This is a genomic window from Rhodoligotrophos defluvii (assembly GCF_005281615.1).
In the GTDB taxonomy this organism is placed as follows: Bacteria; Pseudomonadota; Alphaproteobacteria; order Rhizobiales; family Im1; genus Rhodoligotrophos; species Rhodoligotrophos defluvii.
This window is the reverse complement of the sequence record NZ_SZZM01000001.1, coordinates 1,778,196-1,795,525: the sequence shown is the minus strand read 5'-3', so window position 1 is coordinate 1,795,525 and position 17,330 is coordinate 1,778,196. Positions and strand designations below refer to the sequence as shown.

Annotated in this window: 15 protein-coding genes and 1 pseudogene; 9 read left to right on the top strand and 7 right to left on the bottom strand. The window is 64.5% G+C overall.

What is annotated here, in order from left to right:
- The first annotated feature begins 18 nt into the window (after positions 1 to 18).
- Positions 19 to 930 carry a LysR family transcriptional regulator gene (locus E4P09_RS08545; RefSeq protein WP_170984301.1) on the top strand — a complete coding sequence of 304 codons (912 nt, stop codon included), beginning with the start codon at positions 19 to 21 and terminating at the stop codon, positions 928 to 930.
- A gap of 124 nt (positions 931 to 1,054) precedes the next feature.
- Positions 1,055 to 2,161: an LLM class flavin-dependent oxidoreductase gene (locus tag E4P09_RS08540; protein WP_338048994.1), complete on the top strand. Its 1,107-nt coding sequence runs from the start codon at positions 1,055 to 1,057 to the stop codon at positions 2,159 to 2,161.
- 22 nt (positions 2,162 to 2,183) lie between these two features.
- Here the strand turns inward: E4P09_RS08540 and E4P09_RS08535 are convergent, their stop codons facing one another.
- Together E4P09_RS08535 and E4P09_RS08530 are read right to left on the bottom strand one after the other, a co-directional pair.
- On the bottom strand, positions 2,184 to 3,017 hold the full coding sequence (locus E4P09_RS08535; protein ID WP_137389056.1) for an SDR family NAD(P)-dependent oxidoreductase: 834 nt from the start codon (positions 3,015 to 3,017) through the stop codon (positions 2,184 to 2,186).
- A 2-nt stretch (positions 3,018 to 3,019) separates the two neighbouring features.
- The gene (locus E4P09_RS08530) at positions 3,020 to 3,436 is read right to left on the bottom strand and encodes a cupin domain-containing protein (RefSeq protein WP_239025102.1); all 417 of its coding nucleotides are present in this window, start codon (positions 3,434 to 3,436) and stop codon (positions 3,020 to 3,022) included.
- 237 nt (positions 3,437 to 3,673) lie between these two features.
- Here E4P09_RS08530 and E4P09_RS08525 point away from each other — a divergent pair.
- The 4 genes and pseudogenes from E4P09_RS08525 to E4P09_RS08510 all read left to right on the top strand — a co-directional run bounded on the left by E4P09_RS08525 (position 3,674) and on the right by E4P09_RS08510 (position 8,834).
- A pseudogene (locus tag E4P09_RS08525) lies at positions 3,674 to 4,775 on the top strand (alcohol dehydrogenase family protein).
- A gap of 215 nt (positions 4,776 to 4,990) precedes the next feature.
- The gene (locus E4P09_RS08520; protein WP_338048993.1) at positions 4,991 to 5,623 is read left to right on the top strand and encodes a (2Fe-2S)-binding protein; all 633 of its coding nucleotides are present in this window, start codon (positions 4,991 to 4,993) and stop codon (positions 5,621 to 5,623) included.
- Positions 5,624 to 5,625: 2 nt separating this feature from the next.
- Positions 5,626 to 6,603, top strand: a complete 978-nt coding sequence (locus tag E4P09_RS08515) for an FAD binding domain-containing protein (RefSeq protein WP_137389054.1) — start codon at positions 5,626 to 5,628, stop codon at positions 6,601 to 6,603.
- A complete protein-coding gene (locus E4P09_RS08510) occupies positions 6,600 to 8,834 on the top strand; it encodes a xanthine dehydrogenase family protein molybdopterin-binding subunit (RefSeq protein WP_137389053.1) in 2,235 nt (744 codons plus the stop codon). Before E4P09_RS08515 ends, E4P09_RS08510 begins: the two co-directional genes overlap by 4 nt.
- Positions 8,835 to 8,870: 36 nt before the next feature.
- Here the strand turns inward: E4P09_RS08510 and E4P09_RS08505 are convergent, their stop codons facing one another.
- On the bottom strand, positions 8,871 to 9,467 hold the full coding sequence (locus E4P09_RS08505; RefSeq protein WP_137389052.1) for a hypothetical protein: 597 nt from the start codon (positions 9,465 to 9,467) through the stop codon (positions 8,871 to 8,873).
- A 186-nt stretch (positions 9,468 to 9,653) separates the two neighbouring features.
- Here E4P09_RS08505 and E4P09_RS08500 point away from each other — a divergent pair, with 186 nt between their 5' ends.
- Complete coding sequence (locus E4P09_RS08500) at positions 9,654 to 10,598, top strand: 4-hydroxy-tetrahydrodipicolinate synthase family protein (RefSeq protein ID WP_205042045.1); 945 nt, start codon at positions 9,654 to 9,656, stop codon at positions 10,596 to 10,598.
- Positions 10,599 to 10,605: 7 nt separating this feature from the next.
- Here the strand turns inward: E4P09_RS08500 and E4P09_RS08495 are convergent, their stop codons facing one another.
- The gene (locus tag E4P09_RS08495) at positions 10,606 to 12,351 is read right to left on the bottom strand and encodes a GMC family oxidoreductase (protein WP_137389051.1); all 1,746 of its coding nucleotides are present in this window, start codon (positions 12,349 to 12,351) and stop codon (positions 10,606 to 10,608) included.
- Positions 12,352 to 12,510: 159 nt separating this feature from the next.
- Here E4P09_RS08495 and E4P09_RS08490 point away from each other — a divergent pair, with 159 nt between their 5' ends.
- Positions 12,511 to 13,248 (top strand): aspartate/glutamate racemase family protein, encoded by a 738-nt coding sequence (locus E4P09_RS08490; RefSeq protein ID WP_239025064.1) that lies wholly within the window; start codon positions 12,511 to 12,513, stop codon positions 13,246 to 13,248.
- On the opposite strand, the gene E4P09_RS08485 is transcribed toward E4P09_RS08490, so the two are convergent.
- A complete protein-coding gene (locus E4P09_RS08485) occupies positions 13,178 to 13,885 on the bottom strand; it encodes a TetR/AcrR family transcriptional regulator (protein WP_137389049.1) in 708 nt (235 codons plus the stop codon). The genes E4P09_RS08490 and E4P09_RS08485 overlap by 71 nt on opposite strands.
- A gap of 232 nt (positions 13,886 to 14,117) precedes the next feature.
- Between E4P09_RS08485 and E4P09_RS08480 the strand changes: the two genes are divergently transcribed.
- Positions 14,118 to 15,134 carry a 3-hydroxyacyl-CoA dehydrogenase family protein gene (locus E4P09_RS08480; RefSeq protein ID WP_137389048.1) on the top strand — a complete coding sequence of 339 codons (1,017 nt, stop codon included), beginning with the start codon at positions 14,118 to 14,120 and terminating at the stop codon, positions 15,132 to 15,134.
- On the opposite strand, the gene E4P09_RS08475 is transcribed toward E4P09_RS08480, so the two are convergent.
- Together E4P09_RS08475 and E4P09_RS08470 are read right to left on the bottom strand one after the other, a co-directional pair.
- The gene (locus E4P09_RS08475) at positions 15,047 to 16,831 is read right to left on the bottom strand and encodes an SLC13 family permease (RefSeq protein ID WP_137389047.1); all 1,785 of its coding nucleotides are present in this window, start codon (positions 16,829 to 16,831) and stop codon (positions 15,047 to 15,049) included. The genes E4P09_RS08480 and E4P09_RS08475 overlap by 88 nt on opposite strands.
- Entirely contained in the window at positions 16,828 to 17,298 is a 471-nt protein-coding gene (locus E4P09_RS08470; protein ID WP_137389046.1) for a CBS domain-containing protein, read from the bottom strand. Before E4P09_RS08470 ends, E4P09_RS08475 begins: the two co-directional genes overlap by 4 nt.
- Between the last annotated feature and the right edge of the window lie 32 nt (positions 17,299 to 17,330).

Below are 17,330 nucleotides of genomic sequence, written 5' to 3'. Positions count from 1 at the left end.
CTGATGGGGAGGTCGCCGATGAAGCTGAGCCAGATCCGCTATTTCGTCGCGGTTTACGAAGAAGGCTCCTTCACTGCGGCGGCGCGCCGCGAGAACGCGACACAGTCCGGCCTGTCCATGCAGATCAAGGAGCTGGAGGCCGCCATGGGCGCTGTACTCTTCATCCGCCAGTCGTCAGGTGTCGTGCCCACGAGGATCGGCAATCGCCTCTACGAGCACGCAACCCAGCTTCTCCGCCAGGTCAGCGACATAAAGCAGGACATCTCCACGATGGCTGGGGCCGTGACCGGCCAGGTCCACGTGGGGCTGATGCCGACCTTCACGCGAGCGGTGCTTGCACCGGCACTGCTCCGCTTCACCACCCAGTATCCCCATGTGAATGTGCGCATAACCGAGGCCTATAGCGGCGTGCTTTCCGAACGCGTGGCCGACAGGACGCTGGATTTCGCCATGGTTCCGGCGGGGCAGACGGTGCCGGGCATCGCCTCGCGCTATCTGGGGACCGACCGCGAATATCTGCTCACCAGTGTGGCAACCGATCGCGAGCATCTCTCACCCGTCCGGCTTGCGGAAGAGAAGCGTCCTTTGCGGCTGATCGTGCCGAGCCAAGCCAATGCGCGGCGCATCAGAATAGAAAACTATCTCCAAAGCATAGGCGCTCGCGTCTCGGCCCTGCTGGAAATGGACGCCATGATGGGCACGCTGGAACTGGTGGCCAAGTCGGAGTGGGTGACCATCCTGCCCGGCGTCCTGTGCGCTCCGGATCAGGACGGCCGGGTGCGGAAGCTGCATCCGCTGGTCGATCCGGTGCTCGATGTCGGGTACGTGCTGATCGAGCCGGCGACGCGCTCCCTCTCGCCCGTCGCACGGCTGTTCGCCGACGCCCTCGCAGAAGAACTGGAACGCCTCATTTCGGAGAACACGCTTTAGAAGCTGTGGGGCCATCACCCAAGGCGGGATATCAGGAGATGTTGGAGCGCATATAAGGCAATATAATTTCTGATACCCAGAGCGACCTGCTAAACATCTCTTTGAATAGCGATGTTCAGAGGCGATGATGGAAGTATCTTTCTTCACGATGCCGGTCCACCCTCTAGAAAAGCCGCAATCGGTCACGCTGAGGGAGGACAGAGGGGCATTTATTCTCGCCGATGAACTTGGGTTTGCGGAAGCTTATTGTGGAGAGCACACGACCGATCTTGCTGAAAACATCACCTCCTGTATCGCTTTCCTTGCAAGTCTGGCCTATGAGACGAAACGCATTCGTCTGGGAACGGGCACGGTAAACCTTCCCAACAGCCACCCGGCCGCCATCGCGGCGCAGGTCGCCATGCTCGATCATATGCTCGAAGGCCGGCTCATGTTCGGGATCAGCCCCGGTGGCCTGATGTCCGACGCCGAGATCTTCGGCAATCTCGAGAACGACCGGAACGCCATGTTCCTGGAAGCGATCAACATGGTGCTGTCGCTGTGGGCGAGCGAGGCGCCCTACGAGCTCACCGGCCAGTTCTGGAACATCTCCACGCGCAAGACCACGATCCGCGAGATCGGGCAGGGGTCGATCATCAAGCCTTATCAGCGCCCCCACCCGCCGATCATCGGGACGATCGTTGCGCCCTACTCCAAAGGGGTGACGGCCATGGCGGCCCGTGGCTGGGATCCCATCTCGGCAAACTTCCTACTGCCGAAATGGGTTGCGACCCACTGGCCGAACTATGCGGAGGGTTGCGCCCAGGCCGGCAGGTTGGCAGATCCTTCGAATTGGCGCGTGGCGCGCTCCATTCTGGTTGCCGACGATCAGGCCACGGCAGAGCGATATGCCCGTGATCCCAACGGGCCATATGTGTTCTACTACCGGCAGATCCTCACCAAGATGCGGGCGGGAAACCGGCTTGGGCTGTTCAAGGAAGACCCGTCCATGCCGGACGATGCGATCACGCTCGACTATGTGTGCGACCGCCTCATCACTTACGGGACAGCCGACAAGGTTGCCGACCAGATCCTGGCGTTGCGCGACGAGATCGGCGAGTTCGGCCATATCGTCTATGCAGGCCATGACTGGGCCGATCCCCAGATTGCACGCCGGTCCATGATCCTGATGGCCGAAAAGGTGCTGCCGGCCGTCAATGCTGCGATCGGCACGCCGGTGGCCGCGCAATAGCACTCGCCTCGAGGCGATCGGTTCAAAAGGCGCTGATGCCGCCGTCGCAGAAGATCGTGGTCGCGGTCACGTAGGCCGCGAGATCACTGGCCGCGAACAGAACCACGCGGGCAATATCGTCCGGATGCCCGAAGCGGCGGAGCGGAAAGTTGGCCAAGATCTTCTGCTCCATCTCCTTGAAACCCTGGGCCGCTTCGCTGTTCTCGCGGTAGCGTGCCCGCTGCTCCTGCAACCCTGGCGTCTCTGTCATGGCCGGCGCGACGGCAAGCACGCGCACGCCGAGCGGGCCGAGCTCCATGGCCAGTGCCTTGGTGAGCCCGACCACACCGTGCTTTGCCGCAACGTAATGGGCGATCGAGGGCCTGCCGCGATAGCCGCTGACCGACGTGATGTTGATGATGACGCCGCGGCCGGTTTCCCTCATCCGCCGCGCGGCGGCTCGGCACCCCAGAAACGTCCCGCGCAGATTGACGTCCTGCACGAGATCCCACTCGTCGTCGGTCGTGTCTGCCAGGACGGCTGCCGGAAAGATCCCGGCATTGTTCACCCATATGTCGACTGTTTCGAACGCGCTGTCGGCCTCGTCCGCGAATTGCGCCATGGAGGCTGAATCGGCAACGTCCAGCTGTGACGAGAATGCTTTAACGCCGAACGCCGAGGCGAGATTGCCCGCCGCTTCCGCCGCACCCTCAGCGTTCTTGTCGCCGACAAGAATATTGGCCCCGGCTTCGGCGAACCGCCGCGCAATGGCGTAGCCCAGGCCGCGGGCGCCGCCGGTGATCACTGCATTCCGGCCGCGGAGCGAGATCAGCTCGGCAATTCCGCGTTGGGCGTAATCTTCTGGCGTTCTTGCCATCGTCAACCTTGCCTGGTCCCATGAAGACCGTGGGAGGTGTCCTTTACCGTGAAGAACACCACGTCATCATCTCCGGACACCCTGGCGTGGTGGACGATGTCAGCCGGAATGTAGATCGCCATTCCCGGGGTCGCCAGCCGAGAGGTCTCGCCGACGAACATCTCGAGGGTTCCCTGCAGGACGAAGATCCATTGCTCGTTGGGATGGGAATGAGGGTCCGAGCCGGTCCCCGCCGGCATGCGCATCAGCGCGGTCATCATCCGCTCTCCGACGACCGCCGTTCCGACGGCGGAAGAATAGTCCGGCCCGCCTTGAACTTCGTCGAGCCCAGCCATTTCGAAGAAATATTCCCCGGGACGGGCAATGGTGGGAGACGCGGCCCCGCTGGGCTTGGTCCGGTCGGCTTCTTCCTGATGCATTGTCACGGCACGCCTCGCAATTCTCGGTGCAATCATCAGCCCGAAGCAGGCCCCGAGACAAATACCTTGTGGCTATGGACCGCATGCCGCCAAGGCATGCGACGGTTTCAGCGCGGGGATTCAAACCGGCACAGGCGCGGCGTAGCACCGGACCCGCGTTGACACGAGACATTGCTCGTCACAAGGTGGCGCGGCTTACCCGGTGCCGACAGCCCGAAAGCAGAGCGATGAGGACGGATGATCCCGAAAACCATGAAGGCCATTGTTCTGACCGGCCACGGGGGCGGTGGACAAACTGGTCTATCGCGATATGCCCGTCCCGACCTGCTAGCCGGGGGACGTTCTCCTGGAGGTCACGGCTTGCGGCTTGAACAATACCGATGTCTGGGTCCGGGAAGGCGCCTATGGCACCGAAGATGATCCGGAGGGAGGCGGTGTCTACCTGGCGGCGGGGACGTTCGACCCTGACATTTCCCCGCGTTTAGGGCGCCGACATCGTCGGCAAAGATCATCGCTGTCGGGGCCGGCGTTTCCGCGGAACGTATCGGGCAGCGGGTCATCGTAGATGCCTCGATCTACAACCGCGACGACAACAGCCTGGCAGACATCGATTATATCGGGCATGGGCGTGACGGCGGTTATGCGGAATATGCGGCCGTGCCCTCTGAAAATGCCTATCTATTGAGCGCCGGCTATAGCGATGCAGAACTGGCGACGTTCTGGTGCGCGTATCACACGGGCGAGCAAATGCTAGACCGGGCAGGCGTCCGACGAGGCGAAACCGTGCTGATCACTGGAGCTCGGGCGGCGTAGGCTCCGGGCTCATCCAGCTGTGCCGCGCGCAGGGCGCGATCCCCTATGCCGTGGTTGGACGGGGGAAGGAGCAGGCGGTGAAGGCGCTTGGCGCGGAGGACATCGTGTTCCGCGACAGCGACAACTTCCATGGCGACCTCTTGTCAATGACCAAGGGCCGACCGGTGGATGTCGTGGCCGATCTCGTCGGAGGTCCGCTGTTTAGCAAGCTGCTCAATGTGCTTCGGCTCGAGGGACGATACACCGGCGGGTGCAATCGCGGGCCCCGGTGGTTCAGCTCGATCTTCGTACGATGTATCTCAAGCATCTGCAGCTTCATGGCTCCTCGCAAGGAACGCGGGCCGCCTTCCGGCGGGTCGTCGGACATATCGAGAGTGGCGCCATAAAACCGGTGATTGCAGCGACCTTCCCGCTGTCGCAGCTTCACGACGCGCAGAAGCTGTTCGTCTCCAAGTCTTTTGTCGGAAACATCGTGGTCGTTCCACACAAGCATTATTCGCCAGATGCCGGCGATAAAGCCCCCTGACGGTCTCTATGCGAACCGGCATCCACTTCGCTCGGCACGCCCCAGGGTGCTTGAGTCGAGCTATACATGCGGAAACTGCTCTTAATCCTACGGACAGGAAGCCTTGGACGCCTCGGCGGTTTTGCATTTACGATGAGCTGGTGGATCGGCTTTCCCGCCCAATTAGTGGGGCGTGATGCAATCCTCACGTGCTGACGCTGTGGAGAACGGGCGCCATGACGGCGAGCGAGCACGAGGGTCCGGTGGAGCCTTTACGAGGCCGTTGTTCAGCCAATGCTATCTCACGCCGTCAGATTCTGCAGCTCGCCGGCGGGGCAGCCACGGTTGTCGCGTTGCCCAGCGGCGCCATAGGAGCCGTCGAGACCAACGCCGAGGAGACGTTCCCCATGACGAGCGCGCAATTGACCGTGAACGGCCAAGTCCACCAGCTAGAACTCGACCCGCGGCAATCTTTGCTTGACGCGCTCCGCGAGAGACTTGGCTTGACCGGCACCAAGAAGGGCTGCAATCAGGGTGCCTGTGGCGCCTGTACCGTGCTGGTGAACGGCAAGCGGGTGCTCTCCTGCCTCACCCTGGCGGCAATGCATGACGGCGCCAGCATCGAGACCATAGAGGGCGTCGCGGCGGGCGGCGACCTGCATCCACTTCAGGCCGCTTTCATCGCGCATGATGGCCTGCAATGCGGCTTCTGCACTCCAGGCCAGATCATGTCGGGCCTCGGCTGCATCGCGGAGGGGCACGCCGGGTCGCCCGAGGAGATCCAGTTCTGGATGAGCGGCAATATCTGCCGCTGCGGTGCCTATCCGGGCATCGTGGCGGCTATTGCGGACGCGGCCGGGAGGACCTGATCATGCTGCCCTTCGCCTTGCAAAAGGCTGGAAGCGTCGAGGAGGCGGTAACGGCCGGCGCAGCAGGATGGCGCTATATCGCCGGCGGCACCACCCTTGTCGATCTCATGCGCGAAGAGGTCGAGCGTCCGGACCGGCTCATCGACATCAATGCCTTGCCGATGAATGATATCCGTGTCGAGGGTGGTGATCTCGTCATCGGCGCGCTTGCCCGCATGGCTGATGTCGCTGCCCATCCTGAAGTCCGGCGCCTTCAGCCGATCATCGCCGAAAGCCTGATCGAGGGCGCGTCGCCGCAATTGCGCAACATGGCCTCCATGGGCGGCAACCTGTTGCAGCGTGTGCGCTGTCCCTATTTCCGGATGCTCGATGCTGCCTGCAACAAGCGAACGCCCGGCTCCGGCTGCTCGGCACTCGACGGCCTCAATGCCGGCCATGCAATCTTCGGCACGAGCGAATACTGCGTCGCCACACACCCCTCCGACGTGGCCGTCGCTCTCGTTGCGCTGGATGCGACGATGCGGGTTCGCGGACCGGAAGGCGAGCGCAGCTTCCCGATCGAGCAGCTTTTCCGGCTGCCGGGCGACACCCCGCATCTCGAACACACGTTGCGGCCGGGCGAGCTTATCCTTGAATTGCGGATTCCCAACGGAGCCTATAGTCGCCGCGCCCGATACCTCAAGGTGCGCGACCGTGCCTCCTACGAATTCGCGCTGGTCTCGGTTGCAGCGGCGCTGTCCATCGAGGGCGACGTGATCCGGGAGGCGCGGCTTGCGGCCGGCGGGGTGGCCACGCGCCCTTGGCGCCTGCGAGACTGCGAGGCGGCGCTCATCGGGCGCCAAGCGACGCGGCAGACCTTCGAGGAGACCGCCCGGCTGGCGACGCAAGGGGCCCGGCCTTTACAGCACAACCATTACAAGGTCGAGCTGCTGCCACGGACAATCGTCCGGGCCCTCGAAATGGCGGGAGAGGTGGCATGACCGGCACTGTCGTTGGACAACCGCTGCCCCGTGTCGATGGCCGCGCCAAGGTTACCGGCAGCGCCCGCTATGCGGCCGATTTCAATCAGGACGGCCAGCTCTACGCGGTGATCGTCAGCGCGACCGTTGGTCTCGGCCGGGTGACCGGCATCGATGCCGCGCCTGTCGAGAAAATGCCTGGCGTGGTTGACGTCATTACTCATAAAAACGCCCCGCGGCTCGCTTACGGTGCTCATAGGGGCTACATCGATCCTGCCATTGGGGAACGGCTGCACGTTTTGCAGGATGACCGGGTTCGCTTTTATGGCCAGCCCGTGGCCGTTGTGGTCGCGGAAACCCTCGACGAGGCCGAACGCGCCGCCACTGCGCTGCAGGTCACCTATGACAGAGAGCAGCCCGTCGTCGACCCCGCCGACGCCAATGCCGAGGCGATTATCCCGGAGGCTGCCGCCGAGCCGGATGCGCGCATTCCCGCAGACAGCGCGCGCGGCGATGCGGATACGGCGCTTGCGAGTGCCCAGGTGAAGGTGGATGAGACCTACGACATCGCTCGCGAAAACCACAACCCGATGGAGCCGCACGCGACCGTTGCCGCCTGGAACGGCGATCGGCTGACTTTGTGGAGCAAGAGCCAGTTCGTGGTCAATGAACAGGCCGAGATCGCGGCCGTATTCGGCATTCCGGCCGAACAGGTGCAGGTGATCTGCCCGTTCATCGGCGGCGCGTTCGGCACGAGCCTGAGGACTTGGCCGCATGTCACCCTCGCCGCCCTGGCGGCGCGGCAGGTCGGACGGCCGGTGAAGCTGGTGCTCACCCGAAAGCAGATGTTCTTCACGACCGGCCATCGACCGCGCACCCTGCAACGGGTTGCCCTCGGCGCAACACGCGACGGCAAGCTGACCGGCGTCGTGCATGAGGGGGTCGCCGAGACGAGCCGCTACGAACAGTTCATCGAGGCCCTGATCAACGCCACGGGCTACATGTATTCCTGCCCGAATGTCCGCACGCGCTATCGGCTGAAGCCGCTGGATACCGGCACCCCGACCTATATGCGCGGCCCAGGCGAGGCAAGCGGCATTCTCGCGCTCGAATGCGCCATGGATGAACTGTCTTACGCCCTCGGCATCGACCCCATCGACTTGCGCCGCCGCAACGAGCCGGCGATCGACGAGGCCGAAGGCAAGCCCTTCTCCAGCCGCTCGCTCATGCAGTGCTACGACCTTGCGGCGGAGCGCTTCGGCTGGTCCAACCGCGACCCGCGCCCGCGATCGATGCGCGATGGGCGGCTTCTCATCGGCATGGGTGCCGCTTCGGCGACCTATCCCGCCTATCACGCACAGTCGAGCGCACGGGTGCGCCTGAACCCCGACGGCACGGCCGAGGTCGAGGTCGCGGCAAGCGATATGGGGCCTGGCACCTATACCTCAATGACCCAGGTGGCCGCCGAGACATTGGGGCTGCCGGTCGAGCAGGTGCGGTTCCAGCTCGGCCGCTCGGATTATCCTCCAGCACCGTCCCATGGCGGCTCATGGACCATGGCCTCGGTTGGGACTGCCGTCCGCGCGGCCTGCATCGCGGCACAGCAGGAAGCGGCCAAGCTGGCGATCGCCGACCAGCGCTCACCCGTTTTCGGCGCCACGCTCGATGGCGTTGAATGGGCTGAGGGGCGCCTGCGCCGCCGTGGCGATACGGCCCCGGGGCAGGCTTACGGAGATCTTGTGGCGGGCGCCGGGCGATCGATCGAGGCGGAGGCCTCGGCTTCGCGCGATCCCGAGGCGGCGCGGCGCTTCTCCATGCATGCCTTCGGCGCCGTGATGGTGGAGGTGGCCATCGACCCCGACGTCGGCACCATCCGGGTGCGCCGTGCCCTGGGTGCCTACGGAATCGGCCGTGTCATCAATCCCCACCTCGCCAGAAGCCAATGCATCGGCGGGATGGTCGGTGGCATCGGCATGGCACTGATGGAGCGCACCACGCTCGATCGGCGCGACGGCCGTCCGGTCAACGCGCATATGGCCGACTATCTCGTGCCGGTCAATCTCGACATTCCGCACCTAGAGGCGTATTGCGTCGACGAGGTAGACCAGCATGTCAATCCTCTCGGCGTAAAGGGCTTGGGCGAGATCGCGCTGGTCGGCATGGCGCCCGCCATCGCGAATGCCGTGTTTCACGCGACGGGTAGACGGGTGCGCGCACTGCCGATCCGGATCGAAGACGTGCTGAGCGCCTGACTCGGAATGGCGGATGCCTGATGTCCCGAACGAGCGTCAGCGGAAGCGGCGGTCGGCGGCGGACGTTTGCTGCCGCGCTGCCTTGTGGAACAGCCAAGCCGAGATGAGCCACAACGCGGCGAAGAACCCAGTCAGGAATACGATCGCTTCCGGAAAGCTGGGCGCTGTGGATCCAAACCTCGCAGCCAACGCGATGACGCCGACCAAGGCTTGAGCGAGCGCAGTCGCAAACAGCGCGCGCGCCATGCCGTCCGGCTTGAAGCGGGCGATGAGGGCGCCGATGACGGCGATGGCCAGCACGCCGCCATACATTAGATTGGCGGGGTTGTCCTCAGACCCGATGATGCCAACGGCAGCATTGATCCAGACCAGCAGGAATGCCGCCGCGAGCGCAACACCAGCAGCGGCTCGATACGCATTGCTGCCCGTCATCCTCGTTGCCAGCTCAAAAGTGAGGCCCGTGCCGACGATCAGGGCGCCGGCGAAGGCGAAATCGGCCATGGTCCAGTTCACTTCATCGGTGAACTGCATCGCCACCAACGGCAGCAGCAGGAGGAGCGCTGCACTGGTCCAGGCTGCTACCCGCCAAGAGCGCCCAAGCTGCCTCTGACCGTTCTCCGTGCTTCCCGCCATCGGCTTGGCTCCCGGATGAAAAGGACCTCCAACTTACGCCATTAGCGCGTCCATGGGCAAATGGAGCCGCGGCTGAGGCGGCGAGCCCCCGCAGGCGGCGAAGGCAGTTTGACAAACACATTTTTGAAACATATGTTTAATCACGCGTTTTCCAAGCACGCGGCAGACAAACCTCGGGTCTTTTCAATGTCGGAAAAGATGCGCATTCACGGCTCCTTCGTCGCCTTGATCACCCCGTTCAATCGAGACGGCTCGCCCGATTTCGAGGCATTCCAGGAGCTTTTGAGCTTCCAGGCGGCGAACGGGACCAATGCGGTCCTGATCATGGGCTCGACCGGCGAGGTCTCGATGCTGAGCCAAGAGGAGCGCCGCGAGATCATCGCCCGCACGGCCAGGATGAAGAAGGGCCAAATGAAGCTCTTCTACGGCTGCACAGGCGCAAACACCGCAGCCACCATAGACATGGTGAAATTCGCCAAGGCCGAGGGCGGCGACGGGGCGATCCTTGCGGCGCCTGCCTATATCTGCGCATCCGAAGCGGATATCGAATCCTTCTTCCTCGAGGTGGCGGACGCCGTGGAGCTGCCCTTGGGCGTCTACAACAATCCGCCTCGCGTGAAGACCGATCTCGGCCATGAAGCGCTGCTGCGGATCTTCCGCCACCCCAACTATGTCGTTCACAAGGAATCCACCGGCCGTGTCGGCCAGGTGGCTCAGGTGATTGCGGGCAAGCCCGACGTCTCGGTGATGTGCTGCGACTCGCCCAATCTCGGCCTGGTCGTGCCGACAATGGCGCTGGGCGGACATGGAACCGCGAACATGACGGGAAACCTGGCGCCGGCGGAGATGGCCGACCTGTCGAAGCCGTGGACGGACGATCAATCGGCGATGGCGTTCCGGGAAAACTACCTCAGGCTTCTGCCTCTGCTGCATTATACCTATTCGGCAATCAATCCGGTTGCGGTGAAATCGCTGATGAAGGCGGTGGGCCTGCCGAGCGGCGATTTGAGAAGGCCGCTCACCAATCTGGAAGGACCCGCGCTCGAAAACGGCCTGCGGATCTTCCGTGCGCTCGGGCTCGACAAGAAATACGGATTGTCGGGCGGAAGGATGAAGGTGGCGGCCGCTTAGGGAGCCGTCAATCGGATGCTTCCAGGACGACCGCCTCACGCGCAGGGGAACGCGCCTCTTCGAGGATGAGATCGCTCATCCGTTCCGCGATCATCATCGTCGGCAGGTTGGTGTTGGCCCTGGGTATGTCCGGCATCACCGATGCATCGACGACGCGCAGACCTTCGACGCCGATCACCTTTCCGCTCCTGGACACGACCGCCAGGGGATCGTTCTCGAGGCCCATCCGGCAGGTTCCGGCCGCGTGCCAAACGCCGTGAACCTTGGTTCGCACAAACTGCTCAAGCAGCATGTCGTCGGCAAGCAGCCGCTCCAGCGGGTCGTCCTCGGTCACAACGCGACGCAACAGCTGCCGGCGCACCCACCCAGGTCCGTCGAGCAGCGTGGCCAGTGCCGAGGTCAGCACCAGGTTCTTGCGGCTGACGATGCCGAGATCCCGTATGCGCTCGCTGTAGCTCGTCGGAAACGGATCATTGGCGACCGCACGCATGGCCGGCGTGTCGAACAGCTTGGCAAGCAGGCGGAAGCCGCTCTTGAGACGCTCGACATCGCGGTGATCCGAAAGCATCGCGAACTCCACGTGCGGCTCCAGATCGGGCGAGGGCGCCTTGATGCGGAGATGGCCGCGGGAGGCGACCTTGTTGACCCAGGTCATCAGAGAGCCGATCTGGCACCCGACCGGATGCCAGCCGGTCTTGGTCACCGCGACCATGTACATGTCGCTGACCGGACATTCGGCGAAGCCCGAACTGTAGCGGAGCGCGACATGGATGTGGCGCCTGAGCATGGTCCGGTCGAGGCGCGCCTCCTTCGGGATGTGCGCGGAGACCGAAATAGTGGGGTGCTCCTGCAGGTTCTCGCCGACGCCCCTGCGATCGGCAACGACCTCGACGCCGGCGTCGCGCAGGACGGGACCCGGGCCGATGCCGGCCCGCATGAGCAGCGCGGGCGAATGCAGAGCGCCGGCGGAAAGGACGACCTCCCGGGCACCGAACCGCCGCATCGTCCCGTCATGGCGGACCACCACCCCTTCGGCGCGCCTGCCGTTCATCACGATCTCGCAGACCTGGGCGTTGGCCAGGATCTTTAGATTCGGGCGCGCCCGTGTGGCATTGTCGAGATAGCCGATCGCCGAGGAAACGCGCCGGTCGTAGATATTGGAGATGGCGACCGGGAAGAAGCCGTCGGCGAACTCCGCGTTCTGATCCTTCAGCGCCTGGAAGCCCTGCGCGGCGAACGCCTCGGCGGCGGCGCGGGAAAACTTCGGCCATGCCTCAGGAAAGATGCGGCGGATCGGAATCGGGCCGGACTTGCCGTGCAGCGGGCCGCCGAAATCCACGTCGCGCTCGATCCTGCAGAAATACGGCAGGACACTCTCCCAGTCCCAGCCGGCAAGCCCGGATGCCGCCCAAGCATCGTAATCGGCCGGCGTGCCGCGGTTTGCCTGCATGTCGTTGAGGCTCGAACCGCCGCCCATCAAGCGCGCCTGCTCGTAGCGCCGCGGAGCGGCCGCCTCGGGGCGATTGTGCGGGACGGTTCCCAAGTGAACGCGCAAATCGGGCCAGATATTCTTCGGATTGAAGTAGGCGATGCGCGGATAGCTGTCGAGAATGGCCTCTTCGACCGCATCAGGCGGGGTGTCCCGTCCGGCTTCGACCAGCAGCACCCGGGCGCGGGGATCGGCCGAAAGCCGGTTGGCGAGAATGCACCCGGCCGAGCCTCCACCGACGATGATGTAATCGTAGTCGCTCATGCGGTGCCGCCGAAGCGCTTCGTGTCCGGATAAGGCGCGAAGGCGGGCGGTCGTATCGGACCATTGCCGATCACGCTATAGAGCTGGGAGCACATGCGATCCCCCGTCGTCTTGCGTAAATCGTATATTTTAAATAATCGTTTGGCAATGGAGAGTGAAGTGGACAGGCAAACGGTCTACGGGAAAAGCCTCGGCGTTCTGGTGCTGGAAACCGGCTTCCGCCGCTTTCCGGGCGATGCGGGCAATTTGGAGACCTGGCCCTTTCCGGTGCAATACCGGATCGTGGCCGGCGCGCGGCCCCTTCGCGTCATCGACAGGCAGGCCGACGGCCTCCTGAATGCATTCATCGACGCCGGCCGCGACCTCGTGCGCCACGGTGCGAGCGCCATCACGACGACCTGCGGATTCCTGGCCATTTTCCAGCGGGAGCTCGCGGCGGCTCTGCCCGTTCCGGTGGGAACGTCCAGCCTGCTGCAGGTTCCGCTTCTGCAGCGGCTCCTGCCGGCCGGGCGCACGGTCGGCGTTCTCACGATGGACCCGGCGCAGCTGACCGCTCGCCACCTCCGCTCGGTCGGCATAGAAGGCGACGTGCCGATGGAGGGACTGCCGCGCGACGGCGCTTTCTGGGCCATGATCGCCGACAACCGCAATACGGACGCGCAGGTGCTCGAGGCCGAGGTGCTGCACGCAGCAGAGAGACTGCTGGTTCGGGCGCCTTCGGTCGGCGCGCTCGTGCTCGAATGCGCAAACATGCCGCCCTATGCCAGGTCACTGGCCGAGCACACAGGCTTGCCGGTCTACGACATCGTGAGCTTGTGCGGCTGGCTCATGGCCGGCCTCGTGCCGCCCCATTATGGGCACAGGCTTCAAGAGCGGGGGCGCGGAAGCCCTCGCTGATGAAGCGGGTGAGGTGCTGGATGACGTGCTCGTCGTCGAGTCCGGAATGGCCTACCGTCAGGCCCGGCAGGTGCCGCGAGGCCGGATCCAAATCGCCCAGGATCTGCATGATCGCGCCGCGCGCGAAATCGTAGCGAAGCGCGATCTCCGCCGGGCTGAGCTCCGGAAGCGCTTTTGCGAATGCGTCGAGGAACGAACGGTGGATACGATCGAACTGCTCGGCGAGGATCGTGTTGGTCAACGGGCGCGGCAAGGCCCTGACCTGGAGGAGGAGCCGCACCGGCGCCCGCCCTCCCCGGCTGTCGACGCTGTGCTCGACCATCGGCCGGACGAGGGCCTCGACAATGTCTTCGAGCGCAGCCGCGCCGCCCTTGCTCTCGGCGAGCCGCTGCTGCAAGGCGGCAAGACGCGCGTCGTTGACTGGCTTTAGGCATTTCTCCAGCACGCTGCGGGTCAACTCGTCCTTCGAGCGGAAGTAGTAGTTTACGGACGCGATATTCGCACCGGCCGCCTCGGTGATCTCGCGCAAGGTCGCCGCGTCGATGCCCCGGTCTGCAAACACGCGCAGGGCCGCATCGAGCAGACGCTCGCGCGTGTCAATCTCCTTCTCGATTCTGCCGACCTTGCTGTCCCTCACGTCGATCCCGCCTTCTCCGCCCACCGGGCGCCGACACTCATCCGCACGAGATCAGCAATAGTATGGTCCCCCCGATCTGCCAACTGCGGCGCCATTCCATGATTTGATTGACGCGCGGCGCAAGGCCAAGCGAAGGTTCTTCCAACACCCTCGTTCGGGTTACGCCAGGAGCGGGCGGGCTGTGGCGAGCCAGGTCCATCCAGCTCCGGCAGCAGTAGAAGGGGAGGCTCATTTGGATCTGAACCTGCGGACATTGGCCGTGATCGGCAACGGCATCATCGGCCATGGCATAGCAGAAGTGTTCTCATCGGCCGGGACCGACACCATCCTCATCGGCCGCAGCAAGGAGAGCCTGGCGCGGGCCGTCGATCGCATCAGGAACAGCCTGGAAGAATTCGTGCAGCAGGGCTTGCTGGAGGCCGGAGCCGTTGCGGCGGCGATCACGCGCATTCGGCCGAGCACCGAACTGGACGACGCGGCCGCCGCCGAGCTGGTGATCGAGGCCGTGCCGGAAGACATGGCGCTCAAGCTCGCCATTTTCGAGCGTCTGGATCAGATCACCCGGCCGGAGGCCGTGCTGGCGTCCTCGAGCGGCCATCCCGCCAGCGAACTGGCGCTACGGGTGAAGAACAAGGGCCGCGTGATCGCCACCCATTTCTGGTATCCACCACAACTCCTGCCGCTGGTCGAAGTCTGCGGCGCGCCCGAAACCTCGCCCGAGACAATCGACTGGACCTGCGCACAATTGCGTGCGGCCGGCAAGGAGCCGGTCGTGATCGATCGCGAACTTCCCGGCTTCATCGGCAATCGCATCCAATTCGCAATCCTGCGGGAAGCGTGGTCGCTCTGGGCGTCCGGCGCGGCATCGGCGGAGGCGATCGACGCCGTCGTGAAGAACAGCATCGGCCGGCGGCTGGGCGTTACGGGTCCGATCGAATCGGCCGATTTGGCCGGACTGGACACGATGTTCCAATTTGCCAGCTTTTTGCAGCCGACCCTGGATCGGTCGCCTTCGCCACCGGCCGCCGTGGGGGAGCGCAGTCGCTCGGCCACCGACCCCTATATTCACGAGCGCGCCAAGGACAGCTGGGCCCAACTTTCGGCGGCGCGGAGAAAGGAGCTGTTCCGCTGGCTCAGGGAAGATCGCGACAGGCGCAGGCTTCATCCCGAGATCGGCCACACCAGCGCAATCAGCGGCACGCCGACGATGACGACCAGTGCCGACAAGGGCAGGCCAAGCCGCCAATAATCCTCGAAACGGTATCCACCCGGGCCCATGACCAGAGTGTTGCATTGATGGCCTATGGGGGTGAGGAAGTCACATCCGGCGCCGAGCGCGACGGCCATCAGGAACGGGTCCGGGTTGAAGCCGAGATTGGTGGCCATGCTGGCGGCGATCGGCGCGACGACCAGGACCGTGGCGGCATTGTTGAGGAACGGCGTGACGGCCATGGCGGCAACCAGGATCAGCGCGAGCGCGCCCATGGGCGGCAGGGCACTTGCCGCTGCCGAGAGCCACGCGGCGATCAGATCGGTTCCACCCGTGGTGCGCACCGCCTCGCTGACCGGAATGAGCGCGCCCACCAGGATGAGAATCGGCCAATCGATCACCTCGTAGGCCTCGCGCAGGGTGAGCGAGCCCAAGAGGATGAGCAGGACCGCGGCACCGAAGAACGCGATGGACACCGGAACCAGGTGCAGAGCCACCAGCACCATGGCACAGGCCAAGACGACCACCGGCAAAATGCCCTGCCGGCCGCGGCCGAGACGTATGCCCCGCTCGGCCAGAGGCAAACAGCGCAGCTCGCCCAAGGCCTCCGGCAGGTCATTGAGGTTGCCCTGCAGGACGATCACGTCGCCGGGCCTGAACTTGGTCGAGCGCAGGCGATGGGTGATCCGCGCGCCGCTGCGGCTGATGGCAAGGAGCTTCAGCTGGTAGCGCTCGGCGAGGCGAACCTGGGCCGGGGAGCGGTCGACGAGCGGAGACTCCGCGGTGACGACGGCCTCGATCACCCCGATTTCGTCGCTGCTGTTTCCGCCTGCGGCAGCAGGCGCGTCTTTCTCCTCCACCAGCTTCAGCCTCGCCCGGGCCACCAATTGCTCGAGCGCGGCCGGTTCCCCCTCGAGGATGAGAAGGTCGTCGGCCTGCAGCGTCCAGTGATCGGCAGGGGTGTAGCGGCGGAAGCGCTCGCGGATGATGGCCGTCACATTGACTTCGCCTTCGCTGAGCGCTTCCAGATCGGCAACGGTCTTGCCGACCAGGCTCGAATCGGCCGGCAGACGCGCCTCCGTGACATAGCCCTCGATATTGAAGGCAGCGTCTATGGAGGCCGCGCCCTTGCGCACGGGCAGGAGCCGATAGGCCAGCACGAGAAAGACGATGCCCGTCGCGGCGATGCCGAGGCCGACCGGCGTGAAGTCGAACATCCTGAAAGGCTCGCCCAGGAGATCATCGCGCATGCGCGAGACGATGATGTTTGGCGAGGTGCCCACCAGGGTGGTGAGCCCGCCGAGCAGGGACCCGAAGGCCATCGGCATCAGGAAGTATGATGCGGGCGTTCCGCTCCGCCGGGCGATCTGGAACGCGACGGGGATCAGCATGGCGAGCGCGCCGATGTTCTTCACAAAGGCCGCGAGCGCGGTGACCGCGGTGACCAGAACCAGGATCTGCATCCGCGGCGTGACCAGATAAGGCCCCAGCCAGCGCAGCGCCGTTTCAACCACGCCCGAGCGGGCAACGGCCGCGCTCACCAGCAGCGCACTGGCGATGATGATCACGATTTCATCGCTGAACCCGGTGAATGCACGCTCGGGGGCTACGATTCCCGTGACGATGGATGCAAGCAGCGCGAGCAGGGCCACCAGGTCGTAGCGGAGCCGCCCCCATACGAACAGGGCCATCATGCCGATGACAATGGCGAAGGCGAAAACCTGGGCGAGCGTCATGATTGGGGCGTGCCGGCGTCTTCGCCTTTGTCGGGCCGCGCTTCGCGGCGGTGCGGCTCGGCGATTTCGCGCAGAATTTCCGTGGCCTGCCCGGGGTCCCTGCCCCGCTTGCCAAGGTCGCTGAGGGTGACGAGGCCGATCGGACGGCCTTCGCTGTCGAGCACCGGCAGTCTGCGCACTTGCCGCTCGGTCATTTCCTTCAGAGCGTCCGCAACCGGATCCATCTCGTTGCAGGTGAACAGGGTGGACGACATCACGTCACGGACGCGCACCGAGGTGACGTCGAGGCCGTCCACCACCACCCGCAGAATGATATCTCGATCCGTGAGGATCCCCTCAAGCTGATCGTCGCTGCCGACCAGAACGGCGCCCACGTCGTCCTCTGCCATGCGAATGGCCGCCTGCTGGATGGTCGCCTCCGGTGAAACGGGATCTATCCCGCGGCTCATCACATCAGCAACAATCATAGTGTCTCCATCCCGCGCGAGAGACGCGGCCT